This is a genomic window from Allobosea sp. P2_A10, from assembly GCF_056405115.1.
Window position 1 is genome coordinate 259,762 of record NZ_JBFUCS010000007.1, and the last position, 6,000, is coordinate 265,761.

Sequence of the window (6,000 nt, forward strand, 5' to 3'; positions counted from 1 at the left end):
AGCCGCGCCGTCGCGCCCTTCGGGAAACGCCAGTGAATGCGTCGATGCCGGCCGTGCAAGCCCCATTGGGCATGGGCCGCATCGACCGGGAGAATCGTGGATGAAAGCCTGGGCAGTCGTCGCGAACGGGGCTCCGCTGGAGTGCATCGAGGTGCTCGCGCCCGAGCCGTCGGGCACGGAAATCGTCCTGGAAGTGACGCATTGCGGGGTCTGCCACTCCGATCTGCACTTCTGGAAGGGCTCCTACGACATGGGCGGCGGCAAGATCATGAGCCTGAAGGATCGCGGCGTGACGCTGCCGCGCGCGCCGGGCCACGAGATCGTCGCGCGCGTCTCGAAGCTGGGGCCTGACGCGAAAGGCGTCTCGATCGGCGATCTGCGCGTCGTCTATCCCTGGCTCGGCTGCGGCAATTGCGACGCCTGTCGCAACGAGCAGGACAATATGTGCCTGGCGCAGCGCAGCCTCGGCGTGCTGCAGGATGGCGGCTTCGCCAGCTTCGTGAAGGTGCCCCACGCCCGCTATCTCGTCGATATCGCGGGGCTCGATCCGGCGCTCGCCTCGACCTATGCCTGCTCGGGCATCACCGTCTATTCCGCGATCCGCAAGATCATGCCTTTGCCGCCGGACGCCGCCGTGGCGCTGATCGGTGCTGGTGGCCTCGGGCTTGCCGGTATCGCCATGCTCAAGGCCTTCGGGCATCGCCATATCGTCTCCGTCGATGTCGATCCCGCCAAGCGCGAGGCCGCGCTGGCGGCCGGCGCATCGCAGGCGGTGGACGGCTCGGGCGAGGGCGTGACCCAGCGGATCGTCGCGGCCGCCGGCGGGCCGGTCGCGGCCGCGATCGACTTCGTCAACGCCAGTACGACCGCGCGCACCGCTTTCGACGCTCTCGCCAAGGGCGGCAAGCTCGTCCTCGTCGGCGTCGCCGGCGGCGAGATCACGCTGTCGCTTGCCGGGATGATCTTCCGGGCGCAGTCGGTTCTGGGGAGCAACACCGGCAGTCCTCAAGACCTGCGCGATGTCGTCGCGCTGGCGAAATCGGGCAAGCTCGCCTCGACGCCGGTCGAGCATTTCGCCGGGGATGCGGTCAACGAGGCGCTGGATCGCCTGCATCACGGCAAGGTCACCGGCCGCGCCGTGCTGGTTTCGGCGTCGGCATGAGCGAGCGCGGCCTGCGCATCGGCGGCGGCTCGGCCTTCTTCAACGACAGGCTCGACGCCGCGCTCGAACTCGTCGAGCGGGGCGGCATCGATGTGCTGATGGTCGAGACGCTGGCCGAGCGCACGCTCGCCTTGCTGCAGGCAGCCCGGCAAGGCGGCCAGCCCGGCTATTTCGCGCGGCTGCCCGATCGCCTGCGCGTGCTGCTGCCGGCCTGCCGCGCCCATGGCGTGCGGCTCGTCAGCAATGGCGGCGGGGCCGATCCGGCAGCGACCGCCGAGATGATCTGCGAGGTCGCGCGTGGCGTGGGTCTCGCCGGCCTCAGGGTCGCGGCCGTTCTGGGCGACGACGTCGCCGCGCAGATCAGCGCGCTCGATCCGCTGGTGGTCGAGACCGGGCAGCGCGCCTCGCGTCTCGATACGCCCATTCTCAGCGCTAACGCGTATCTCGGCGCGCCCGCCATCGCAGAAGCCTGCCGCGCCGGGGCCGATGTCGTCGTGACCGGCCGCGTCACCGATTCTGCGCTGGCGCTCGGTCCGGCCGGCGCCCATTTCGACTGGACGCCCGACGATCTCGACGCGCTCGCCTGCGGCGTCATGGCCGGCCATCTGCTCGAATGCGGCGGGCAGGCGACGGGCGGCTATTTCGCCGAGCCCGGGCTGAAGGAGGTCGTGGGCCTCGACCGGATCGGTTTCCCGATCGCCGAGATCGCCTCGGACCGCTCGGTCACGATCACCAAGCCGCCGGGCTCGGGCGGTCGCATCGACCGACACACCATTCTGGAGCAGCTGCTCTACGAGATTCACGATCCCGGCCGCTATCTGACGCCCGACGTGACGCTCGATCTCACCAGCGTCACCCTCACCGAGACCGGCCGGGACACGGTCCGCCTTGTTGGCGCGCGAGGCCACGCCCCGCCTGAAACGCTGAAAGTGCTACTTGGTGTCGCCGGCGGCACGCTGGTCGAGGCCGAGATTTCCTATGCCGGCATCGGTGCCGTGGGCCGGGCGAGGCTTGCGATCGAAATTCTGAAGGCGCGCTTCGCCCGCACGGCGTTTGGGCGGCATGAGATCCGCTTCGACCTGATCGGCCTGAACAGCCTCTGGCCGGCCCATCTCGGCGAGCGGCACGATGCGGTCGCCGATGTCAGGCTTCGTGTCGCCGCGCGCCTGCCCAACGCGGAACTCGCGGAGAATCTGGTGACCGAGGTCGAGTCGCTCTATGTCAACGGGCCGGCCGGCGGTGGCGGCGTTCGCTTCGCGATGCGCCCGACGGTCCAGACGCTGACGACGTTCATCCCGGCCGCCGCTGTCACGGCGCGCTGCGTCTGGTACGAGGCCTGAAGCAATGCCGCTCGTCCCGCTCTTCTACGTTGCGCATGGCCGCTCGGGCGACAAGGGCGACAGCCAGACGATGTCGCTGATCCCTTATGACGAGGCTGACTTCGCCCTGCTCGCGCAACAGGTCACGGCGGAGGCGGTCAAGCGCCATTTCGGGCCGCTCGTGAAGGGTGCGGTCACGCGCTACGACCTGCCGGGGCTCGCCGCGTTCAATTTCGTGCTCGAAGGCGCGCTGTCCGGCGGCGTCAATCTCAGCCTGGCGCTTGACACCCATGGCAAGTCGCGCAGCGCCGTGCTGCTGGCGATGCCGGTCGCGGTGCCCGAGGGCCATGCGGCGCTCGCGCGCCGGCAAGCCCATGAGGCACAAGCCTACGGTGCGCCGGAATCGTAGCGTCGCTGCGCTGCCTCCACCGCGCCGATATGCGCCTCCGCCCAGAGCCGCAGGCTGTCGACGGTGGCGGCAAGCGTCCGCCCGAGGTCGGTCAGCGAATACTCCACCGTCACCGGCACGGTCGGGAACGCCTCGCGGCGGATCAGCCCGTCGCGTTCGAGGCTTTTCAGCGTCTGCGACAGCATCTTCTGCGAGATGTTCTCGATGCGTCGGCGCAATGCGTTGAAGCGCAGCGTCTCCCGTTCGAGCAGGATCAGGATCAGCACGGCCCATTTGTCGCCGATGCGGTCGAGCACGCGCCGCGTCGGGCACTGGGCGTCGAAAGGGTCGGGCCGCTTCAGCATCGGGTTTCCTCGGGGTGACCATGTCTCGCGAAAGTGCCTTCTTTACGGAAAGCGACCGTCGCGTCATCTAGGCTCCATCGGAGCGTTGGTATCCGATGGATACTACATTGAAAGGATGATGTCATGACGATCGCATTGATCGGCGCCACCGGTTTCATCGGGTCGCGACTGCTCGCGGAACTCGCCTCGCGCGGGCACGGGGTCACGGCAATCGTCCGTGATACCGACAAGGTTCCAGCCCTGCCCGGCGTCAAGGCGCTGAAGGGCGATGTCTTCGACGGCGCCGGGCTTGCCACGCTTCTGGCCGGGCATGATGCCGTGATCAGCAGCGTGCATTTTTCCGCGAGCGATCCCGGCATTCTGCTCGGCGCGGTCAAAAGCTCGGGCGTGAAGCGCTATCTCGTTGTGGGCGGCGCCGGCAGCCTCGAGGTCGCGCCCGGCGTCAGGCTGTTCGACACGCCCGAATTTCCCGCCCTTTATCTCGACGAAGCGAAGAAGGGCGGCGCTTTCCTCGATCTGCTGAAGCAGGAAAAGACGCTCGACTGGACTTTCCTTTCGCCCTCCGCCCTGATTGCGCCTGGCGAACGGACCGGCAAGTTTCGGCTCGGTCTGGATCAGCTTCTGGTCGATGCCGCCGGCAAGAGCACCATTTCGGCCGAGGATTATGCGGTGGCGTTGGTCGACGAACTCGAAAAGCCCGCCCATAGCCGCCAGCGTTTCACGGTCGGTTACTGACCAAAGCAATGACGCCGGCCTTCCGCAGAAGGCCGGCGTCGCAATCGACTTGGCATCGAACCGGCGATGAAGCAGGTTCGATGAGGCAGAGCGCAATCACGCCTTCAGGAAGCGCTTCTCGCCGATGCTGAGCACGCCCCGGCGCATCTGGCCGAGCGCGACCCAGCCGGCCTCGCCCTCGAAATACAGCTTCGAGCGATCGACCGCATAGCGTCCGCGATGCGCATCCGGCTGGGCCTGCTTGGCCTTGTGGAAATAGCCGTCCTCGCGCAGGTCGAGGCGGATTGCGCCGTCCTCGGTGACCCAGCGGCCGATCGCGGCCTGTTCAAAGGGGTCGCGTGCATCGTCGAAGTCGAATTCCACTTCGAGCGGCTGTGTCGGCCGGCTGGCCGGCGCGAAGCGGGCGGCGATGGCGCCGATCGTGTCGAGAACATTGATGAATGGCATGGCTTGATCTCCTTGCCGGAGGTTGGGGAAGCGGGTTGCGGCCTTGTAGCCACGACCATTGTCGGATCGGGTCAGCAGTCGGTATGGCGCTCGCCGGGGGTGCACGATGGAGGTGCCCCGATGGCGACTGCTGTGGGAGGATAAGTACCGTGGCCCGGTCCCGGTGCGGTAGACCGATCGGCCGCAAGGATTGCCTGATCCTCCAGAGCAACCGCTTTGCCATCGCGCACTGGCGCGGTTTCATTGTATGAAAGTCCAGCGGCGCGACGTTTCGTACCGTGCAAGGGACGAGAGGCGCATCATGCAACGCATCGAGGAATTGGCGAGCCTGATCTCCCGGCTTGCGCCGACGGACGGGGTTCACGCCACGGCGATCCCGCGGCTGGCGCTGATCCGTGCCGGCCAGCCGACGGAGCCGATGCACAATGTGCACGAGCCGGCGCTGTGCATCGTCGTGCAGGGCCGCAAACGGGTGATCCTGGGCGACCGGCTCTATCACTACGATCGCTCGCACTATCTCGTCGTCTCGGTCGATCTGCCGGTGATCGGGCAGGTGATCGAGGCCACGCCCGAACAGCCCTATCTCTGCGTCAAGCTCGATCTCGACCGGGTCTCGCTTGGTGCGATCATGCTCGAAGCGGGCGTGGATGAGGCTGCCGCAACCGAAGCCGGCCCGGGCCTTACGCTGAATCCGGCTGCGCCCGAATTGCTCGACGCCGTGCTGCGCCTCGTGCGCCTGCTGGAGACGCCGCGCGACATCGCCATGCTCGCTCCGCTGGCGGAGCGCGAGATCCTGTACCGGCTGATGACCGGCGGGGACGCCGCGCGGCTGCGCCAGATCGCGACGGCCGAAAGCCGTCTGCAGCAGGTCAACCGCGCCATCGGCTGGATCAGGCGCAATTACGACAAGGCCTTCAGCGTCGAGGTGCTGGCGCAGGAGGCCGCGATGAGCCCCTCGGCGTTGCACCAGCATTTCAAGGCGGTGACGGCGATGAGCCCGCTGCAATACCAGAAACAGCTCAGGCTGCAGGAGGCGCGGCGGCTGATCCTCGGCACGGCGCTCGACGCGGCCTCAGCCGGTTTCAGGGTCGGCTATGAAAGTCCGTCGCAGTTCAGCCGGGAGTATCGCCGGCTGTTTGGCGCGCCGCCCTTGCGCGACGCCGCACGGTTGCGCAGCGGGACGGCACTGGAGATGGCCGGAGCCTGATCGAGGCCCCGGCCCTTTTTTTCTCAGAACTCTTCCCACCCAGCGTCGGACGCGCGGGCGTTGACGGCCTTCTTGGCGGGGGCGGGGGCGGGTCGTGCCGGGGCCGGCGCGGCCCTGGTCTGGGCGAAGGCGGCCTCGGCGAGCTTGCGCAGGCGCTCGGGCTCGCCGGCGGCGCGGTCCGTGGCGCGCTGCGGGGGCGGTGCATAGGCCGCGCGTGGCGCAGCGTTGGCGTGGCCCTGGCCCGACTCCGGCCCGGTGCGGAACGCGGCGACGAGGTCGTTGAGCTGGCCGATCTTGCCAGACAGCGACCCGGCGGACGCCGCGCTCTGTTCGGCCAGCGCCGCATTCTGCTGCGTCATCTCGTCGAGATGGGCGAC

General features: G+C 68.1%; 7 protein-coding genes and 1 pseudogene. 5 read left to right on the forward strand and 3 right to left on the reverse strand.

What is annotated here, in order from left to right; genetic code table 11:
- The first annotated feature begins 100 nt into the window (after nt 1-100).
- Genes AC1DZY_RS12935 through AC1DZY_RS12945 form a run of 3 tightly spaced genes read left to right on the forward strand, consistent with a single transcriptional unit; the run spans nt 101 to nt 2,890 of the window.
- Nucleotides 101-1,162, forward strand: coding sequence for an alcohol dehydrogenase (locus tag AC1DZY_RS12935; RefSeq protein ID WP_476820513.1), 1,062 nt, complete (start codon nt 101-103; stop codon nt 1,160-1,162).
- Nucleotides 1,159-2,502: an acyclic terpene utilization AtuA family protein gene (locus AC1DZY_RS12940; RefSeq protein ID WP_476820514.1), complete on the forward strand. Its 1,344-nt coding sequence runs from the start codon at nt 1,159-1,161 to the stop codon at nt 2,500-2,502. Before AC1DZY_RS12935 ends, AC1DZY_RS12940 begins: the two co-directional genes overlap by 4 nt.
- A 4-nt stretch (nt 2,503-2,506) precedes the next feature.
- On the forward strand, nt 2,507-2,890 hold the full coding sequence (locus AC1DZY_RS12945; protein WP_476820515.1) for an AtuA-related protein: 384 nt from the start codon (nt 2,507-2,509) through the stop codon (nt 2,888-2,890).
- Here AC1DZY_RS12945 and AC1DZY_RS12950 read toward each other — a convergent pair.
- Nucleotides 2,869-3,234 (reverse strand): winged helix-turn-helix transcriptional regulator, encoded by a 366-nt coding sequence (locus AC1DZY_RS12950; protein WP_476820516.1) that lies wholly within the window; start codon nt 3,232-3,234, stop codon nt 2,869-2,871. The two genes, AC1DZY_RS12945 and AC1DZY_RS12950, sit on opposite strands and share 22 nt — an antisense overlap.
- A gap of 123 nt (nt 3,235-3,357) precedes the next feature.
- Between AC1DZY_RS12950 and AC1DZY_RS12955 the strand changes: the two genes are divergently transcribed.
- Entirely contained in the window at nt 3,358-3,969 is a 612-nt protein-coding gene (locus AC1DZY_RS12955; RefSeq protein ID WP_476820517.1) for an NAD(P)-dependent oxidoreductase, read from the forward strand.
- Nucleotides 3,970-4,065: 96 nt separating this feature from the next.
- On the opposite strand, the gene AC1DZY_RS12960 is transcribed toward AC1DZY_RS12955, so the two are convergent.
- Nucleotides 4,066-4,416: an Atu4866 domain-containing protein gene (locus AC1DZY_RS12960; protein ID WP_476820518.1), complete on the reverse strand. Its 351-nt coding sequence runs from the start codon at nt 4,414-4,416 to the stop codon at nt 4,066-4,068.
- Between the two features lie 301 nt (nt 4,417-4,717).
- On the opposite strand from AC1DZY_RS12960, the gene AC1DZY_RS12965 reads away from it, so the two are divergent.
- Nucleotides 4,718-5,623 carry an AraC family transcriptional regulator gene (locus AC1DZY_RS12965; RefSeq protein ID WP_476820519.1) on the forward strand — a complete coding sequence of 302 codons (906 nt, stop codon included), beginning with the start codon at nt 4,718-4,720 and terminating at the stop codon, nt 5,621-5,623.
- Between the two features lie 23 nt (nt 5,624-5,646).
- Here the strand turns inward: AC1DZY_RS12965 and AC1DZY_RS12970 are convergent.
- Nucleotides 5,647-6,000, reverse strand: a pseudogene (locus AC1DZY_RS12970) (hypothetical protein); the annotation flags it as partial.

Bases quoted from the DNA above. Each gene is read 5' to 3' on its own strand.
- AC1DZY_RS12950 (WP_476820516.1), bottom strand. From the start codon at position 3,234: ATGCTGAAGCGGCCCGACCCTTTCGACGCCCAGTGCCCGACGCGGCGC.
- AC1DZY_RS12935 (WP_476820513.1), top strand. From the start codon at position 101: ATGAAAGCCTGGGCAGTCGTCGCGAACGGGGCTCCGCTGGAGTGCATC.
- AC1DZY_RS12945 (WP_476820515.1), top strand. From the start codon at position 2,507: ATGCCGCTCGTCCCGCTCTTCTACGTTGCGCATGGCCGCTCGGGCGAC.
- AC1DZY_RS12955 (WP_476820517.1), top strand. From the start codon at position 3,358: ATGACGATCGCATTGATCGGCGCCACCGGTTTCATCGGGTCGCGACTG.
- AC1DZY_RS12960 (WP_476820518.1), bottom strand. From the start codon at position 4,416: ATGCCATTCATCAATGTTCTCGACACGATCGGCGCCATCGCCGCCCGC.
- AC1DZY_RS12965 (WP_476820519.1), top strand. From the start codon at position 4,718: ATGCAACGCATCGAGGAATTGGCGAGCCTGATCTCCCGGCTTGCGCCG.
- AC1DZY_RS12940 (WP_476820514.1), top strand. From the start codon at position 1,159: ATGAGCGAGCGCGGCCTGCGCATCGGCGGCGGCTCGGCCTTCTTCAAC.